Here is a 15,897-nt window from a genome sequence, read left to right as displayed (position 1 = left end):
CCCTCCACCGGTCGATCATGAAGTTGACGGCGTTTTCGATCTCCCTGAGTGCCGCTAACTTCATGATCAACGGGGTGGGCGCCGGGGTGGGTGGCGCGGTCAGTGGCCCAGGAAGCGGTTGAAGAGACCGGCTCGGCGGGACGGGCGGGCGGTGCGGTGCTCGCTCTGGTCGGCTGAGGACATCACCCGCAGGCCGGCGTTCATGGCCAGCCAGCGCAGCGGCTCCGGTTCCCAGTGGGGGGAGCGGTGCCCGACCCAGGGCAGCGCCGTGAGGTCGCTCTCCACGCCCCGGATCAGGTCGGCGAGCGTACGCCGCCCGGCGAGGTTGCTGGTGCCGACGCCGTCACCGACGTAGCCGCCGGCCCAGGCCAGCCCGGTACGCCGGTCCAGCCCCACCGACGCGGCCCAGTCCCGGGCCACGCCGAGCGGCCCGCCCCAGGCGTGCGTCACCGGCACGTCCGGCCCGAGCACCGGGAACAGCTCCCCGAGCGCCCGGCGCAGCGCCGCGAACACCCGCGGCTCCCGGTCGAAGCCCTGCCGGACCCGGGAGGCGTAGTGGTAGGGCGCGCCCCGCCCGCCGAACGCGAGCCGGCCGTCGGCGGTGCGCTGGCCGTACACGATGACGTGCCGGTAGTCGGAGAACGTCTCCCGTTCCGCCAGCCCGATCCGCGCCCACGTCTCCTCGGGCAGCGGCGGGGTGGCCACCATCAGCGAGTAGACGGGCGCCACGGTCCGCCGCTGGCCGGGCAGCCCCGGCGTGTAGCCCTCCGTCGCACGCACCACCACGGGCGCCCGGACCACGCCCGCCGGGGTCACCGCCGCGCCCGGCCGCAGCGCGGTCACCGGGGTGCGCTCGTGGATGCGTACGCCCCGGCGCTCCACCGCCCGGGCCAGACCCCGGACCAGCTTCGCCGGGTGTACGGCGGCGCAGTGCGGGGTGTACGTGCCGCCGCGTACCCCCTCGGCGTTGCAGCGCGCGGCGGCCTCGGCGGCGTCGAGCAGCCTCAGGTCGTCGTCGGTCAGCCCGTGCGCGTGGGCCTGGGCGACCTCGGCGCGGGCCCGCTGGAGCTGGGCATCGCCGCGGGCGAGCATCACCGTGCCGCCGGCCCGCCAGTCGCAGTCGATGCCCTCGGCTGCGGCGACCCGCCCCACCTCGGCGACCGTGTCGTGCATGGCCCGCTGCATGGCCAGTGCCCGGTCCCGGCCGTGCCGCCGGGCCAGCGCCGGCAGCGACGTGGGGAACAGCGCCGAGCACCAGCCGCCGTTGCGCCCCGACGCGCCGTACCCGGCGATCTCCCGCTCCAGCACGACGACGCGCAACGTGGGGTCGGCCTCGGCCAGGTACCAGGCCGTCCACAGCCCGGTGTACCCGGCGCCCACGATCGCCACGTCGGCGTCCGTGTCGCCGGGCAACCCGGGTCGCGGTGTCAGCGGTTCGTCCAGGCCGGACAGCCAGTACGACAGATGCCGGTAGTCGGTCATCGGCGTCAGAGCCGCGACCACGCCTCGGTCAGCACCGCGCGCAGGATCTGCTCGATCTCGTCGAAGTGCTGCTGGTCGGCGATCAGCGGCGGGGCGAGCTGCACCACCGGGTCGCCCCGGTCGTCGGCCCGGCAGTAGAGCCCGGCGTCGAACAGCGCTGTGGACAGGAAGCCGCGCAGCAGCCGCTCGGACTCGGCCTCGTCGAACGTCTCCCGGGTCGTCTTGTCCTTCACCAGCTCGATGCCGTAGAAGTAGCCGTCGCCCCGGACGTCGCCGACGATCGGCAGGTCGTGCAGCTTCTCCAAGGTGGACCGGAACGCGCCCTCGTTCGCGCGGACGTGCCCGATCAGGTCCTCCCGGGCGAACACCTCCAGGTTGGCCAGCGCGACCGCGCAGGAGACCGGGTGGCCGCCGAACGTCACCCCGTGCGCGAACATGCCGGTCTCGGTGAGGAACGGCTCCATCAGCCGCTCGCTGGCGATCATCGCGCCGAGCGGGGCGTAGCCGGAGGTGATGCCCTTGGCGGTGGTGATGATGTCCGGCTGGTAGCCGTAGCGCACGGCGCCGAAGTACTCGCCGAGCCGGCCCCAGGAGCAGATCACCTCGTCGCTGACGAGCAGCACGTCGTACGCGTCGCAGATCTCGCGTACCCGCTCGAAGTAGCCGGGCGGCGGCGGGAAGCAGCCGCCGGAGTTCTGCACCGGCTCCAGGAAGACGGCGGCGACCGTCTCCGGCCCCTCCCGCTCGATCGCCCGGCCGATCTCGTCGGCGGCCCAGCGGCCGAACGCCTCGGCGTCGTCGCCGTGCTCGGGGGCCCGGTAGAAGTTGGTGTTCGGCACCTTGATGCCACCGGGCACCAGCGGTTCGAAGTCGGTCTTGATGCCGGGCAGGCCGGTGATCGACAGCGCGCCCATCGAGGTGCCGTGGTAGGCGATGTAGCGGCTGACCACCTTGTGCTTGGTGGGCTTGCCGGTGCGCTTGAAGTAGGCCCGGGCCAGCTTCCACGCCGCCTCGACGGCCTCGGAGCCGCCGGTGGTGAAGAAGACCCGGTTCAGGTCGCCGGGCGTGAGCGTGGCGATCTTCTCGGCCAGCTCGACGGCCTTCGGGTGGGCGTACGACCAGAGCGGGAAGTAGGCCAGCTCGCCGGCCTGCTTGGCGGCGGCCTCGGCCAGCTCGGCGCGGCCGTGACCGGCGTTCACCACGAACAGCCCGGCCAGCCCGTCCAGGTAGCGGCGGCCCTGCGCGTCCCAGACGTACGCGCCCTCGCCCCGGACGATTGTCGGAACCTCGCCGGCCGGGTAGCTCGCCATGCGGGTGAAGTGCATCCAGAGATGGTCGGTGGCGTTGGCCATGTCAGCCCCATCGGGTCTCGGGCCGGTCAGGGGTGACACCGGCCGCTCTGCCCACGGTTATCCCACAGGCGGTGCCGATAAGGCAAGCGAAAAAGCTTCAGCGCGACGGATTCAGCGCCATATCACTTTCCTGCCGACGGAATCCGCATCAGGCGGTGCCCCAGCTGTAGGTCTGCTTGCGCAGCTTCAGGTAGACGAACGCCTCGGTGGAGAGCACCCCGGGCACGCCGCGCAGCTTCTGGAGGATCTCCAGCAGGTGTGCGTCGTTGCGGCAGACCACCTCGGCCAGCAGGTCGAACGAGCCGGCGGTGATCACCACGTAGTCGATCTCCTCGAACTCGGCCAGCCGGTCGGCGACGGGTTCCAGGTCGCCGTCGGTGCGCAGCCCGATCATGGCCTGGCGGGGGAAGCCGAGCTGGAGCGGATCGGTGACCGCGACGATCTGCATGACGCCCGCGTCGAGCAGCCGTTGCACCCGCTGGCGTACCGCCGCCTCGGAGAGGCCGACCGCCTTGCCGATGCTCGCGTACGGGCGGCGCCCGTCCTCCTGGAGCTGCTCGATGATCTGCTTGGCCACGTCGTCGAGCAGAGCGTGATTGGCTCCTTCACGCACCGTGACCCGGCGGGCGCCGTTGGAGTTCTCCTGGTGCCGGTTGACCATCGACGCTCCTCGTGTCCGATTCTCCGTGTTGAGCGTAGTGCCCCGCGCAGTCTGGCGTATTTCGTGGCGACTGGCTATTCCGGCAACGGAATCCCTTGTGAGAGAGGTTTTCTCATGTCAGGATCAGTCGTCCATCGCCACTGACCCTCCCGCCGGCGCGCCGCCCCCGTCCCGCCGCCGACGATGCCCCCCAAGGAGTCGTCACATGCGTAGTCCCCTCCGGCCCCTCACCCGGCGTGGTCTGCTCACCGGGACCGTCGGCTCGGCCGCGCTGCTCGCCACCGCGGGCACCCTGGCCGGCTGCGGGACCAAGGGCGCCCAGCAGACCGAAGCCGGATGCAAGAGCGAGGATCTGTCCGCCACCGAGAAGAAGGTCGCCTTCTCGAACTGGCCGCAGTACATGGACACCGACGAGAAGGACGAGTCCAAGCGCCCCACGCTCGATGCGTTCGTCGCCGCGTCGGGCATCCAGGTGACGTACACCGAGGACGTCAACGACAACAACGAGTTCTTCGGCAAGGTGCGCAACCAGCTCGCCGGGTGTCAGAGCACCGGCCGGGACATCATGGTGCTCACCGACTGGATGGCCGCCCGGATGATCCGCCTCGGCTGGGTGCAGAAGCTCGACAAGTCGAAGATGCCCAACGTCGAGGCGAACCTGCTGTCGTCGCTGCGCGGGCGCTCCTTCGACGCCGAGACCCAGCTCGCGGTCCCGTGGCAGTCCGGGCTGGCCGGGCTCGCGTACAACGCGAAGGTCGCCAAGGAGATCCGCACCGTCGACGAGCTGCTCACCCGCCCCGATCTCAAGGGCAAGGTGACAGTGCTGTCGGAGATGCGCGACACCATCGGCCTGCTGCTCCAGTCGCTCGGCCACGACCCGGCCAAGTTCACCCCGGCCCAGTTCGACGACGCGCTGAACAAGCTGAAGAAGGCGGTGGACAGCAAGCAGATCCGGCGGTTCACCGGCAACGACTACGCGCCCGACCTGGCCAAGGGCGACATCGCCGCGTGTATCGGCTGGTCCGGCGACGTCGTGCAGCTCGGCTTCGAGGACGACAAGATCAAGTTCGTGGTGCCCGAGTCCGGCGTGATGCTCTGGTCGGACAACATGCTGGTGCCGAACAAGGCCACCCACAAGGCCAACGCCGAGGCGTTGATGAACCACTACTACGACCCGGCGGTGGCGGCGAAGCTGGCCGCGTACGTCAACTACATCTGCCCCGTGCAGGGCGCGCAGGCCGAGATGGAGAAGATCGACCCGGATCTGGCGACCAACCCGCTGATCTTCCCGGACGACACGATGCTGTCCAAGGCCAAGGTCTTCATGGCGCTCGACGAAGCGCAGGAGAAGGAGTACGAGACCAAGTTCCAGCAGGTGATCGGCGCGTGAAGGGGCAGCAGACCCCGGCCGGTGACCTGCGACTGGTCGACCTGACCAAGCGGTTCGGCGTCTTCACCGCCGTCGACGACCTCACCCTCACGATCCCGCAGGGCTCGTTCTTCGCCCTGCTCGGCGCGTCCGGCTGCGGCAAGACCACCACACTGCGGATGATCGCCGGGCTGGAGCAGCCCACGAGCGGGCAGGTGCTGCTCGGCGAGCAGGACATCGCCGGGCTGCGGCCGTACAAGCGGCCGGTGAACACCGTCTTCCAGAGCTACGCCCTCTTCCCGCACCTGGACATCCACGAGAACGTGGCGTTCGGGCTGCGCCGCCGCGGCATCCGCAAGGTGAGCGACCAGGTGGAGCGGATGCTCGCCCTGGTGCAGCTCGAAGGGTACGGGCGGCGCCGCCCGGCCCAGCTCTCCGGCGGCCAGCAGCAGCGCGTCGCGCTGGCCCGGGCGCTCATCAACCACCCGCAGGTGCTGTTGCTCGACGAGCCGCTCGGCGCGCTCGACCTCAAGCTGCGCCGGCAGATGCAGATCGAGCTGAAGCGGATCCAGACCGAGGTCGGCATCACGTTCGTGCACGTCACCCACGACCAGGAGGAGGCCATGACGATGGCCGACACGGTCGCGGTGATGAACGCCGGCCGGATCGAGCAACTCGGTGCGCCCGCCGACATCTACGAGTACCCGGCCACCGCGTTCGTGGCGAACTTCCTCGGCCAGTCCAACCTGCTCGCCGCCGAAGCCGGCGGTCGCGCCGCCGACGACGTGCTGGTCACGGCGCACGGCTCGCGCTTCTCGGTGCCCGCCGGCCGGGCCCGGCTCACCGACGGGCCGGCCTTCCTCGGCGTACGTCCGGAGAAGCTGCACCTGGCCGACGGCCCGGACGGGGTGCCGGCCGGGCACCAGCACGTCGGCGGCATCGTTACCGACACCTCCTACGTCGGGGTGAGCACCCAGTACCTGGTGCGCACCGCGTGGGGCAGCGAGCTGTCCGCGTTCGCCGCGAACAGCGGGCTGGGCGGCCGCCTCGCCGTCGGTACGGCGGTGACCGCGCACTGGGATCCGCGGCACGCGTTCCTGCTGCCCCGGGCCGCCGGTGAGGACGACCAGACCGCGCCGCTGCTCGACGAGCCGCCGGTGGGTGCGTCGGCATGAGCGAGCGTAGCGAGCGAATCGGCCGGCTCAGCGCGAAGGTGCCTCATGGCGGCACGGAGCGAAGCGGAGTGGCGGCATGAGCGCGCTGGCCCACGTACCGACCTCCGCCGGGAAGCCGGTGCCGCCGCCGGTGCGGCGCGGGCGCAGCCGCCTCCTTCCGTACCTGTTGCTGCTGCCCGGCGCGGTCTGGCTGCTCGTCTTCTTCGCGCTCCCGCTGGTGCAGCTCGCCTCGGCCAGCCTCTACGACCCGGCCGGCTCGCTCTCCACCGGGTACGCCATGACCTGGGCGTTCAGCAACTACCCGGACGCGTTGCAGGCGTACTGGCCGCAGTTCTCCCGGTCGTTCCTCTACTCGGCCATCGCGCTGGTGCTCGCGCTGCTGATGGGCTATCCGCTGGCGTACGCGATCGCGCAGAAGGCCGGCCGGTGGAAGAACCTGCTGCTGGTCGCGGTGGTCGCGCCGATGTTCACCAGCTTCCTGGTGCGCACGCTGGCCTGGAAGACCATCCTGTCGGACAACGGCGCGCTGGTCGGGCTGCTGCGCGACGTGCACCTGCTCGGCCCGGACGGCCGGCTGCTCGCCACCCCGATCGCCGTTGTGCTCGGCCTGACGTACAACTTCCTGCCGTTCCTGGTGCTGCCGCTGTACGCGAGCCTGGAGCGGCTCGATTCCCGGCTGCTGGAGGCGGCGAGCGACCTGTACGCGAGCCCGCTGCGCGCGTTCGCCAAGGTCACGCTGCCGCTGTCGATGCCCGGTCTGATCGCCGGCACGCTGCTGTTCTTCATCCCGGCCACCGGTGACTACATCAACGCCGAGCTGCTCGGTACGCCGAACGAGTACATGATCGGCAACGTCATCGACTCGGCGTTCCTGGTCCGGCTGGACTATCCGCAGGGCGCGGCGCTGTCGTTCCTGCTGATGGCCGCGATCCTGGCGATCGTCTTCGTCTACCTGCGGAAGGCCGGCACGGAGGAGGTTCTGTGAGCGCGAGGAGCGTAGCGAAGCGGAGCCCCGCAGTCGCGAACGAAAGGCGGGCGCTGTGAGCGCGAGGAGTGCAGCGAAGCGGAGCCCCGCAGTCGCGAACGAAAGGCGGGCGCTGTGAGCGGACTCAGGCGCTGGCTCGCCGACCGGTGGGTGATGGGCGTGGCACTGCTCGTCCTCGGCTACCTGACGCTGCCGATCATGGTGGTCGCCGGCCTGTCCTTCAACCGGCCCTCCAGCCGGCTCTCCTACGACTTCAACGAGTTCACGCTCGACAACTGGAAGCAGCCCTGCGCCACCTCGGACATGTGCGACGCCGTGGTGCGCAGCATGCAGATCGGCCTCATCGCCACGGTCGTCTCCACGCTCCTCGGCACGCTGATGGCGTTCGCCCTGGTCCGGCACAGCTTCCGTGGCCGCTCCGGGCTCAACGGGCTGATCTTCCTGCCGATGGCCACCCCGGAACTCGTGATGGGCACCTCGCTGCTCGCCCTCTTCGTCGCCGCCGGGGTGCCGCAGGGCTTCTGGACCATCGTCATCGCGCACGTCATGTTCTGCGTGTCGTTCGTCGTGGTCACCGTGAAGGCCCGGCTCTCCGGCATGGACCGGCGGCTGGAGGAGGCCGCGATGGACCTGTACGCCAGCGAGTGGCAGACGTTCCGCCGGATCACGCTGCCGCTCGTGCTACCCGGCATCGTGGCCGCCGCGCTGCTGGCGTTCTCGCTCAGCTTCGACGACTTCATCATCACGAACTTCAACGCCGGCACCACTGTCACGTTCCCCATGTACGTCTGGGGCGCCTCCCAGCGGGGCATCCCGCCGCAGGTGAACGTGATCGGCACGGCCATGTTCGTGATCGCGTTGCTGCTGGTCGGGGCCACCTCGCTGCGGGGGCGGCGGGCACGCCGGGCCGCCCTCGCGATGGTCGCCACACCGGCGGGCAAGCCATGACACTCCCGCATACCGGCCGGGCGCTGGCCGACGCCGCGCCCGTGTCGTACTGGCTGGACCGCCCGGCTCGCCCCGACCCGCTGCCGCCGCTGACCGGGACGCACACCGCCGACCTGCTCGTGGTCGGCGGCGGGTACGCCGGGCTGTGGACCGCGCTGCTCGCGAAGGAGGCCGACCCGGACCGCGACGTCCTGCTCGTCGACGCGGGCACGTGCGGCTGGGCGGCGTCCGGGCGCAACGGCGGGTTCTGCGCCGCGTCGCTCACCCACGGGCTCGCCAACGGCGTCGAGCGGTTCCCCGGCGAGATCGGTGAGCTGGAACGGCTGGGCCGGGAGAATCTCGACGCCATCGCCGCCACCGTGGCGAAGTACGACATCGACTGCGACTTCGAACGCACCGGCGAGCTGGCGGTTGCCGTCGAGCCGTACCAGCTCGACGGGCTCGCCGCCGACGCCGAGCTGGCCCGCCGGTACGGCCACGACGTGCGGCTGCTCGACCGAGACGAGGTACGCGCCGAGGTGGCGTCGCCGACGTACCTGGGCGGGATGTGGGACCGCGACCGGGTGGCCCTGATCGACCCGGCGAAGCTCGCCTGGGGACTGCGCCGGGCCGCGCTCGACCTGGGCGTACGCGTGCACGAGCACACCCGCGTCACCGGCCTGACCGGCGACGGCGCCGGGCTGCGCGCCACCACGGCGGGCGGCGCGGACGCGGCGCCCGGCGCGGTACGGGCGCGGCAGGTCGTGCTGGCCACGAACGCGTTCCCGCCACTGCTGCGCCGGCTGCGCTCCTGGATCGTGCCGGTCTACGACTACGCGCTGATGACCGAGCCGCTGACCGGGGCGCAGCGCGACGCGATCGGCTGGCGGCACCGGCAGGGGCTCGCCGACACCGGCAACCAGTTCCACTACTACCGGCTCACCGCCGACAACCGGATCCTGTTCGGCGGCTACGACGCCGTCTACCACTACGGCAACCGGGTGGCGCCCGCGCTGGAGCAGCGCGAGGCCACCTTCACCACGCTGGCGTCGCACTTCTTCGCGACCTTCCCGCAACTCGATGGCCTGCGGTTCAGCCACCGCTGGGGTGGCGTCATCGACACCTGCACCCGGTTCTGCGCGTTCTTCGGCACCGCGTACTCCGGACGCCTGGCGTACGCCGCCGGATTCACCGGGCTCGGCGTCGGCGCGACCCGGTTCGGGGCCCGCGTGACGCTCGACCTGCTCTCCGGCACTGACACCCCGCTGACCCGGCTCGACCTGGTGCGCCGCAAGCCGCTGCCGTTCCCGCCGGAACCGGCCCGGTCCGTGGGCATCAACCTCACCCGATGGTCGCTCGCCCGCGCCGACGCGCGGGACGGACGGCGCAACCTCTGGCTCCGTACTCTCGACCGTCTTGGACTGGGGTTCGACTCCTGATGCGTATCCTCCTCGTCGGCGCCGGTGGCGTCGGCTCCGCCGCCGTATCCATCGCCGCCCGCCGTACCTTCTTCGAGATCATGGTGGTCGCCGACCACGACCCGGCGCGGGCCGCGCGGGCCGTCGCCGGGCACGGCGACCGGTTCGTCGCCGCCACAGTGGACGCCGCCTCCGCCGACGCGGTGGCCGCGCTGTGCCGGGAACACCGGATCACGCACGTGCTCAACGCGGTGGACCCGCGCTTCGTCATGCCGATCTTCGACGGCGCGTTCGCCGCCGGGGCCGACTACCTGGACATGGCGATGTCGCTGTCCCGGCCGCACCCCGAGCACCCCTACGCCGAGACCGGGGTCAAGCTCGGCGACGAGCAGTTCGCCGTCGCGGAGCAGTGGGCCGCCGCCGGACGGCTCGCGCTCTGCGGCATCGGCGTCGAACCGGGCCTGTCCGACGTCTTCGCCCGCTACGCCGCCGACGAACTCTTCGCCGAGATCGACGAGATCGGGGTACGCGACGGCGCGAACCTCACAGTCGCCGGGTACGAGTTCGCGCCCTCGTTCTCCATCTGGACCACCATCGAGGAGTGCCTCAACCCGCCGGTGATCTGGGAGGCCGGGCGCGGCTGGTTCACCACCGAACCGTTCAGCGAGCCGGAGGTGTTCGACTTCCCGGCCGGGATCGGCCCGGTCGAGTGCGTCAACGTCGAGCACGAGGAGGTGCTGCTCATCCCGCGCTGGGTGCCGGCGAAGCGGGTCACCTTCAAGTACGGCCTCGGCGCCGAGTTCATCGAGGTGCTGCGCACGCTGCACAAGCTCGGGCTGGACTCCACCCAGCCGGTGCGCGTACGCGGGGTCGACGTGTCGCCGCGCGACCTGGTGGCCGCCGCGCTGCCCGACCCGGCCACGCTCGGCGACCGGATGAGCGGCAAGACGTGCGCCGGCACGTACGTCACCGGCACCGGGCCGGACGGCCGGCCCCGCCGCGTCTACCTCTACCACGTGGTCGACAACGAGTGGTCGATGGCCGAGTACGGCCACCAGGCGGTGGTCTGGCAGACCGCCGTCAACCCGGTCGTCGCGCTGGAACTGCTCGCCACCGGCGCCTGGTCCGGCACGGGCGTGCTCGGCCCGGAGGCGTTCCCGCCGATCCCCTTCCTGGACCTGCTCACCGGCTACGGTTCGCCGTGGGGGATGGAGGAACGATGACCCGGTACGGCCCGATGTACGGTCCCGACATCACGTTCCTCGGCGTGCCGCCGTGCACAGTCGAGGAACCGGTCACGTACGCCGACGCGGACGTGGTGATCATCGGGGCGCCGTTCGACGGCGGCACCTCGCACCGGCCGGGCACCCGGTTCGGGCCGTCCGCCATCCGGCAGGCCTGCTACCTGCCGCACGACGGCTCCCGTCCGTCGCTGGCGCTGCGCGTCGACGCGCTGAAGGACCTGTGCGTCTACGACGCCGGCGACGTGGAGATGTTCAGCGGCGACATCGAGCGCTCGCTGGCTGCGCTGGAGACCGCCGTGCACGCGGTCGCCGCCGCCGGGGCGATCCCTGTGGTGCTCGGCGGGGACCACTCCATCGCGCTGCCCGACGCCACAGGCGTGGCCCGGCACCACGGGCTCGGCCGGGTGTCGCTCGTGCACTTCGACGCGCACGCCGACACCGGCGACGTCGAGTTCGGCTCGCTGCACGGCCACGGCCAGCCGATGCGCCGGCTCATCGAGTCCGGTGCGGTACGCGGTGACCGTTTCCTCCAGATCGGGCTGCGCGGCTACTGGCCCGGCCCGGACACGCTGGCGTGGATGGCGGAACAGCGGATGCGCTCGTACGAGATGACCGAAGTCGTGGCGCGCGGCCTGGACACCTGCCTCACCGAGGCGTTCGACATCGCGACCGACGAGTGCGAGGGCGTGTTCCTCTCCGTCGACGTGGACGTGGTCGACCCGGGCATGGCACCCGGCACCGGCACGCCCGAGCCGGGCGGGTTCACCTCCCGGCAACTGCTCGACGCGGTGCGCCGGGTCTGTTACGAGCTGCCTGTGGTCGGGCTGGACGTGGTCGAGGTCGCCCCGCCGTACGACCACGCCGACATCACCGCGTACCTGGGCAACCGGGTGGTGCTGGAGGCGCTGTCCGCGATAGCCCGCCGCCGCCACGACGCCGCCGGCGGACCCCCGTGGAACCCCACCCAGCCGCTCCTGGACAACCGCTGAGCGTAGCCCTCCGAGTTTAGCTCGGGCTATAGTCGAGCAGGTGACGGAGTTCTATCACTGGGACGAGGTCCGCGCCGAACTCGGCGGTGACGACGAGGCGTACGAGGCGGAGCGCGCCCGGACCGACGCGTGGGTGAGCGCGTTCCACCTGGCCGAGGAGCGCAAGCGGCTGGGGCTCACCCAGCGGCAGGTCGCCGAGATCATGGGGGTCACGCCGGGCCGGGTCAGCCAGATCGAGAACGGCGACCTCGACGTCAACGAGGTGGCCACGCTGAGCCGGTACGCCAATGCCCTCGGCGCCCGGCTGCGGATCATCTTCGACTACGGCGACGACCTCCGGCAGATCGCCTGACCGGAGGCCGCCGATGCGGTCAGGGGCGGGCGCAGTGGGGGCGCAGGCGTACGCGTTCGGTGGTCTCGGTGAGGGAGTTGGGCTCGATCACCAGGCGGGCGATGGTGGTGGCGGGGCCGGGGCGGAATCTGCCCTGGTCGGCGGGGATGGTCGCGGTCCACGTGCCGGCGGTGCGCTCGTCGGTGCACGCGCCGATCACGCCGAACCCGAAGCCGGTGACCGACCCGCGCCGTACCCGCTGCTCCAGGTGCACCTCGATGTACGCGAGGCCGCGCTCGGCCCCGCAGTCGAACCGACCGCCGACGGTGGCGGTGTGCGCCCGCACGTCGGCGGCGCCGAACCAGTTGACGGAGATGCTGGGGGAGGCGGCCGGGGCGGCGACGGCGGCGCCCGGCGCGAGCCCGAGCGTGGCGGCGGTGGCCAGGGCGGTGAGGCCGGCGGCGAGCACTGGCTGTCGGACCGGGTTCATGCGCGGTCTCCTGTCGGGCGGTGGTGGGACGCGTACTCCGAAGTGGACGGCGTCAGCATCCCACCGCCGCGATGCCCGCGAGCTGCAAGATCTCGGACAGATCAGCGGTTCAGGTGGGACCGGATGAGGAAGCGGACGCCCTCCGGGGCCTCCAGGGAGAACCCGCTGCCCCGGCCGGGCACCACGTCGACGGTGAGCCGGGTGTGCCGCCACAGCTCCCACTGGGCCTTCGACATCCAGAACTCCACCGGCTCGGGCACCCCGTCGACAGCCAGCGAGGCGAGCAGCACGTCCGAGCCGCCGGTGCGAAACTCACCGGCCGGGTAGCACATCGGGGCGCTGCCGTCGCAGCAGCCGCCGGACTGGTGGAACATCAGCGGGCCGTGCTGCCCCCGCAGCGACCGGATCAGGTCGGCCGCCGCGGGGGTCAGGGTCACGGTGTCGCCCATCAGAAGAAGCCCAGCTTCTTCGGCGAGTAGCTGACCAGCAGGTTCTTGGTCTGCTGGTAGTGCTCCAGCATCATCTTGTGGTTCTCCCGGCCGATGCCGGACTGCTTGTAGCCGCCGAACGCCGCGTGCGCCGGGTACGCGTGGTAGCAGTTCGTCCACACCCGGCCGGCCTGGATGGCCCGTCCGGCCCGGTACGCGGTGTTCAGGTCCCGGGTCCACACGCCCGCGCCGAGCCCGTACAGCGTGTCGTTGGCGATCTTCACGGCGTCGTCCAGGTCGGCGAAGGAGGTCACCGACACGACCGGGCCGAAGATCTCCTCCTGGAAGATCCGCATCGAGTTGTCGCCCTCGAAGATGGTCGGCTGGACGTAGTAGCCGCCGGACAGCTCGCCGCCGAGGTCCGCCCGCTCACCGCCGGTGAGGACGCGAGCGCCCTCCTGCCGCCCGATGTCCAGGTAGGACAGGATCTTCTCCAGCTGGTCGTTGGACGCCTGCGCGCCGACCATCGTGTCGGTGTCCAGCGGGTGCCCCTGCGTGATCTGCCGGGTCCGGTCCACGGCGGCGGCCAGGAAGTCGGCATAGTGGCCCTGCTGGATGAGCGCCCGCGACGGGCAGGTGCACACCTCGCCCTGGTTCAGGGCGAACATGGTGAAGCCTTCCAGGGCCTTGTCCAGGAAGTCGTCGGAGGCGGCGCTGACGTCGTCGAAGAAGATGTTCGGGCTCTTGCCGCCCAGCTCCAGCGTGACCGGCCTGATGTTCTCGCTGGCGTACTGCATGATCAGCCGCCCGGTGGTGGTCTCGCCGGTGAACGCCACCTTCGCCACCCGCGGCGAGGACGCGAGCGGCTTGCCCGCCTCGACACCGAAGCCGTTCACCACGTTCACCACGCCCGGCGGCAGCAGGTCGCCGATCAGCGAGAGCAGGTAGTGGATCGAGGCGGGTGTCTGCTCGGCCGGCTTGAGCACCACCGCGTTGCCGGCGGCCAGCGCCGGGGCGAGCTTCCACACCGCCATGAGGATCGGGAAGTTCCACGGGATGATCTGCCCGACCACGCCGAGCGGCTCGTGGAAGTGGTAGGCGACCGTGTCGTCGTCGAGTTCGCCGAGCGACCCCTCCTGCGCCCGGATCGCACCGGCGAAGTAGCGGAAGTGGTCGATCGCGAGCGGGAGGTCGGCGGCGAGCGTCTCGCGTACGGGCTTGCCGTTCTCCCACGTCTCGGCGATCGCGAGGGACTCCAGGTTGTCCTGCATGCGGTCGGCGATCCGGTTGAGGATCAGCGAGCGTTCGGCGACCGACGTGCGGCCCCACGCGTCGGCCGCGCCGTGCGCCGCGTCGAGCGCCTTCTCCACGTCGTCGGCGGTGCCCCGGGCCACCTCGCAGAAGGTCTGCCCGGTCACCGGGGTCGGGTTCTCGAAGTACTTCCCACCGTGCGGCTTCACGTACTCGCCGCCGATGTAGTGGTCGTAGCGGGACTGCCAGTGGGTGGGGGCGTCGTAGCGCGTCATGGGTACCTCCGCCGTCCGTCTGGGGTGGATGGCGGGCAGGCTAGTTTCCGGGACGTTGCAGGAACGTTGCGCGCGGCAGCGCGTACTCCTCGGCGAGCTGGCGGGCCCGCGCGACAGCGAGCGGCCGGCGGGGCGCGCCCGGCGGCAACGCCCGGGCCAGGGCCTGCCAGGCGGCCAGGTCGTCGGACCCGGCCGCCGTCGCGGTCCAGGCCGCGATCAGCCCCGGGTCGGCACCGGCCAGCACGGCGGCGCGCAACTGGCCGTCGACCAGGCGGCGCAGTCGCGCGACTCCCGGCGCGTCCGACAGGGGCAGCAGGGGCCCGGGGTACGCGCGCAGCGCCGCCGCCGGATCGCCACGTTCCAGCAGTTCGGTGACGGTACGGAAGTCGGCGCGCACGGCCGGCCGCAGCCGGTACGGGCGGGAGTCGAGCAGTTCCTCGCCGAGCACGCGGCGCAGCCGGGACAGCTCGGCGCGCAGCGTGACCGGGTGCCGCCTGTCGTCGCCGTACAGGTCGAGGCCGAGTTGTTCCCCGGTGCGCCCCTCGGGATGGTCGACCAGCAGCACCAGCAGCTCGCTGTGCCGCCGGCCGAGCCGGATGCGCCGGCCGCCGACGCGCAACTCCGCTTCGTCACGTCCGAGCGCCGACACGTACGCCACGTCCGGCGCGGCGGGCGCGGCGCCGGCCAGGAACGCCTCGGCGGCCCGGGCGGTGGCCCGGACCAGGGCGAGGCTCTGCGGGTTGGCCAGGTGGTCCCCGCCGGTGATGTCGACGGCGCCGAGCAGCGCGCCGCTGGCCGGGTCGTGGATCGGCGCGGCGGCGCAGGTCCAGCGCTGCACGGGCCGGACGAAGTGCTCGGTGGCGAAGATCTGCACGCCGTGGTCGACGGCGAGGGCGGTGCCGGGGGCGTTCGTGCCGGCGTGGGCCTCGTCCCAGCGGGCGCCGGGTACGAAGTTCATCCGCTCGGCGTGCCGCAGCACCCCGGGATGGCCCTCCACCCAGAGCAGCCGCCCGGCGGCGTCGCAGACCGCCATCAGGTGCGCGCCGTCCTGCGCGATGCCGCCGAGCAGGTCGCGGAACAGCGGCATCACCCGGGCCAGCGGGTGCGCGGCGCGGTACGTCTCCAGCGCGTCGTCGGCGAGGTCGACCGGCGCGGTGGTCTCCGGGTCGAGCAGCGCGGACCGCTCCCAGGATCGGGCCACCACCTCCCGGACCCGGCCGGAGGTGGTGCCGGCGGCGAGGAACGCCTCGTGGGCGGCACCGATCTGCGCGATCCGCTCCGCCGGATCCGCGCCGAACTCCAGGGCGAGCCACGGGTCAGCCACCAGCGCCTCCTTCCACCCATCGTGACCCACCTCACCCCCGAGCGCCAATGCGTGATCCGGGTCACTTGAGCGGTGCTCGCACCGCCTGCGTACCGGACGAACGGCCCAGACGGCCCCACGCCGGTTGTCGCAGCGTGGCCCGCGTGGAGGATGGCTGCTGCGGACGCTTACGGAACCCTTAACTCCGGCCTGCGAT

At 71.7% G+C, this 15,897-nt stretch carries 15 protein-coding genes; 8 read left to right on the top strand and 7 right to left on the bottom strand.

The features are described from left to right. Positions 1 to 99: 99 nt before the first annotated feature. The 3 genes from FHX31_RS25350 to FHX31_RS25340 all read right to left on the bottom strand — a co-directional run bounded on the left by FHX31_RS25350 (position 100) and on the right by FHX31_RS25340 (position 3,495). Positions 100 to 1,482, bottom strand: a complete 1,383-nt coding sequence (locus tag FHX31_RS25350) for an FAD-dependent oxidoreductase (RefSeq protein WP_184977858.1) — start codon at positions 1,480 to 1,482, stop codon at positions 100 to 102. 5 nt (positions 1,483 to 1,487) lie between these two features. Beyond that, complete coding sequence (locus FHX31_RS25345) at positions 1,488 to 2,834, bottom strand: aspartate aminotransferase family protein (RefSeq protein ID WP_030271188.1); 1,347 nt, start codon at positions 2,832 to 2,834, stop codon at positions 1,488 to 1,490. A 148-nt stretch (positions 2,835 to 2,982) separates the two neighbouring features. Next, a complete protein-coding gene (locus FHX31_RS25340) occupies positions 2,983 to 3,495 on the bottom strand; it encodes an Lrp/AsnC family transcriptional regulator (RefSeq protein ID WP_013284166.1) in 513 nt (170 codons plus the stop codon). Between the two features lie 205 nt (positions 3,496 to 3,700). Between FHX31_RS25340 and FHX31_RS25335 the strand changes: the two genes are divergently transcribed. From FHX31_RS25335 to FHX31_RS25300, 8 genes are all read left to right on the top strand, one after another. Beyond that, positions 3,701 to 4,885: a polyamine ABC transporter substrate-binding protein gene (locus tag FHX31_RS25335; protein WP_030271186.1), complete on the top strand. Its 1,185-nt coding sequence runs from the start codon at positions 3,701 to 3,703 to the stop codon at positions 4,883 to 4,885. Further along, positions 4,882 to 6,039 carry an ABC transporter ATP-binding protein gene (locus tag FHX31_RS25330; protein WP_013284168.1) on the top strand — a complete coding sequence of 386 codons (1,158 nt, stop codon included), beginning with the start codon at positions 4,882 to 4,884 and terminating at the stop codon, positions 6,037 to 6,039. Before FHX31_RS25335 ends, FHX31_RS25330 begins: the two co-directional genes overlap by 4 nt. A gap of 76 nt (positions 6,040 to 6,115) precedes the next feature. After that, the gene (locus FHX31_RS25325; protein ID WP_013284169.1) at positions 6,116 to 7,024 is read left to right on the top strand and encodes an ABC transporter permease; all 909 of its coding nucleotides are present in this window, start codon (positions 6,116 to 6,118) and stop codon (positions 7,022 to 7,024) included. A gap of 114 nt (positions 7,025 to 7,138) precedes the next feature. Further along, positions 7,139 to 7,972 carry an ABC transporter permease gene (locus FHX31_RS25320; protein WP_030271181.1) on the top strand — a complete coding sequence of 278 codons (834 nt, stop codon included), beginning with the start codon at positions 7,139 to 7,141 and terminating at the stop codon, positions 7,970 to 7,972. Next, positions 7,969 to 9,390, top strand: a complete 1,422-nt coding sequence (locus tag FHX31_RS25315; protein ID WP_151012241.1) for an NAD(P)/FAD-dependent oxidoreductase — start codon at positions 7,969 to 7,971, stop codon at positions 9,388 to 9,390. The genes FHX31_RS25320 and FHX31_RS25315 overlap by 4 nt, the downstream gene beginning before the upstream one ends. Continuing rightward, positions 9,390 to 10,592 (top strand): saccharopine dehydrogenase family protein, encoded by a 1,203-nt coding sequence (locus tag FHX31_RS25310; protein ID WP_030271177.1) that lies wholly within the window; start codon positions 9,390 to 9,392, stop codon positions 10,590 to 10,592. Before FHX31_RS25315 ends, FHX31_RS25310 begins: the two co-directional genes overlap by 1 nt. Next, entirely contained in the window at positions 10,589 to 11,602 is a 1,014-nt protein-coding gene (gene speB, locus FHX31_RS25305; RefSeq protein WP_184977321.1) for an agmatinase, read from the top strand. Before FHX31_RS25310 ends, speB begins: the two co-directional genes overlap by 4 nt. Before the next feature lie 40 nt (positions 11,603 to 11,642). Next, the gene (locus FHX31_RS25300) at positions 11,643 to 11,954 is read left to right on the top strand and encodes a helix-turn-helix domain-containing protein (protein ID WP_013284175.1); all 312 of its coding nucleotides are present in this window, start codon (positions 11,643 to 11,645) and stop codon (positions 11,952 to 11,954) included. Positions 11,955 to 11,973: 19 nt separating this feature from the next. Here the strand turns inward: FHX31_RS25300 and FHX31_RS25295 are convergent, their stop codons facing one another. From FHX31_RS25295 to FHX31_RS25280, 4 genes are all read right to left on the bottom strand, one after another. Continuing rightward, entirely contained in the window at positions 11,974 to 12,423 is a 450-nt protein-coding gene (locus tag FHX31_RS25295; RefSeq protein WP_071096692.1) for a hypothetical protein, read from the bottom strand. 101 nt (positions 12,424 to 12,524) lie between these two features. Then, positions 12,525 to 12,872: a DUF779 domain-containing protein gene (locus tag FHX31_RS25290; protein WP_013284177.1), complete on the bottom strand. Its 348-nt coding sequence runs from the start codon at positions 12,870 to 12,872 to the stop codon at positions 12,525 to 12,527. Beyond that, positions 12,872 to 14,377: an aldehyde dehydrogenase gene (gene adh / locus FHX31_RS25285; RefSeq protein WP_184977320.1), complete on the bottom strand. Its 1,506-nt coding sequence runs from the start codon at positions 14,375 to 14,377 to the stop codon at positions 12,872 to 12,874. Before adh ends, FHX31_RS25290 begins: the two co-directional genes overlap by 1 nt. A 40-nt stretch (positions 14,378 to 14,417) precedes the next feature. Beyond that, positions 14,418 to 15,701, bottom strand: coding sequence for a sigma-54-dependent transcriptional regulator family protein (locus FHX31_RS25280; protein ID WP_145755105.1), 1,284 nt, complete (start codon positions 15,699 to 15,701; stop codon positions 14,418 to 14,420). Positions 15,702 to 15,897 lie beyond the last annotated feature (196 nt).

The sequence above is a fragment of the Micromonospora sp. CNZ286 genome (assembly GCF_014207755.1).
This window is presented reverse-complemented; position numbering and strand designations above follow the sequence as displayed.